Annotated in this window: 1 protein-coding gene and 2 pseudogenes; 1 reads left to right on the top strand and 2 read right to left on the bottom strand. The window is 64.4% G+C overall.

The annotated features are described in order from the left end of the window. Nucleotides 1-115, top strand: a 115-nt coding sequence (locus FKR81_RS43040; protein ID WP_146361360.1) for an integrase core domain-containing protein, incomplete at its 5' end; no start/stop codon positions are given. 13 nt (nt 116-128) lie between these two features. Here the strand turns inward: FKR81_RS43040 and FKR81_RS46210 are convergent. Further along, nucleotides 129-1,266 (bottom strand): annotated as a pseudogene (locus tag FKR81_RS46210) (IS701 family transposase). A gap of 170 nt (nt 1,267-1,436) precedes the next feature. Next, nucleotides 1,437-1,585: pseudogene (locus FKR81_RS43025) on the bottom strand (IS5/IS1182 family transposase); the annotation flags it as partial.

Raw genomic sequence — 1,585 nt, 5'->3', positions numbered from 1 at the left:
CAGCAACACCGAGCGCACTGCCGCCCTTGCTCCCTGGCTCGAGTACTACAACACTCGACGCCGCCACAGCGCGCTCGGAGGCTGCCCGCCCATCAGCCGACTGTCACCAACCTGATGGCCAGATACAACTAGGGCGCGACGGCCGCAGTCTGGGATGTTTTGATGCGTTTTCGCTGGTAGTGGCTGTGACGGGCTCGGGTTTGGTGGCGTCGTCGCCAGTCTGACCAGTGATCGGTATGTGCTTCGGGGTGTGAGGGGCGGGTCAGTCTCGCCCACAGTCGTCTGATTTCGTTGCAGAACAACGGGATCAGGTACTCGATCTCGATTCTGGTGCCCCTTTTTTCGCCGCGGACTCGTTCCTCGTGGGCGGCGACGGCGAGGAACGCGGCCGCGAGCATGGACAGGGTGATGTGCCGATACCAGGCGTCGTACTTGCGGACCTGATAGTGGTCGGTGCGACACGAGGTCGCACATGTCGAGTGAATACGCAGGTAGGAGGTCCGGCTGTGTCGGATGCGTAGTTCCAGGTGAGTGCTCAGCGCCTGTCTCCGCCCTGACGTGCGTCGCGGGTAACTGCGGGGTGCGAAGCTCAGGGAAGAAGCCCAAGGGGACCCGATCCGTCCGGGTGCCACAGGCAAGGAGAAGACCGGACGGGTGAACGTGAGTGAACCCTTGATGATGCCTCGTGAATCAGACCCTCGGGTTGTCGCCGTAGGCCTCGTCCACGGTGAACCATCCCACCTCGACACCGGAGTCGAGCAGGCGCCCCAACATCCGCTGGGCCAGTACGGGTTTGGTCGCGAACTCGACCTCGGCACCGATGCCGGCCTCCTCACAGCGTTCCCGGTCCCCGGTCCACGACACCGGCAAGTAGAGCTCGCGGTCGATCAACGCCCGACCCTGGGCTGACACGTAGGTCAGGAACACGCCGAGCTGGCAGTTCCCGATCCGCCCGGCGGTGCCGGAGTACTGGCGCTGCACCCCGGCGGACTTGGTGCCCTTCTTCACGAAACCGGTCTCATCGCCGACGACGACACCACTGGGGTCAACGAGGTACTCCAGCACGTAGGCGCGCAGATCGTCGCGCACCGCATCGGCGTCCCAGCGGTAGAAGTTCAGCAACCGCTGCATACCGTCCGGCGTCAGGTCACCGGCCTGCTCGGCCAGCGTCCAGGAGTTCTTCCACTCGGCACCCGAGAGCAGCCCAAGCAGATACATCCGCGCGCGGCGGCGGGAGTCCGCTTGCACGAAACGACCCGCCACCAGCGCGAACGCGTCGTCGAACCCGGCCTGCCACCGGGCAAGACGATCACCAACTACAGTCCATGACTCGGCCACCGCGTCTTCTTCGAGATCCAACACACCTTGAAATTGATCACGCGGTGGCCGTCTTCCTGATCACGACCCACGCCCATGATCACACTGTGCGGCTGCCGTACTACAGTAGCCAGCCGGCCAGCGCGGCGGGGGCAGCTGCGGAGTTTGCGGAGGATGTGCCAGGTCTTGAGTTGGGCGTTGGCGCGGTTGGCGTCCTTCTGGGACTCGGGTTTGTTGCGGCCTTTGTACGGGGTGATCACATGTCGGC

The organism is Lentzea tibetensis, from assembly GCF_007845675.1.
GTDB lineage: Bacteria > Actinomycetota > Actinomycetes > Mycobacteriales > Pseudonocardiaceae > Lentzea > Lentzea tibetensis.
The sequence above is the reverse complement of the archived record's forward strand: the minus strand, read 5'-3'. Positions and strand labels throughout refer to the sequence as shown.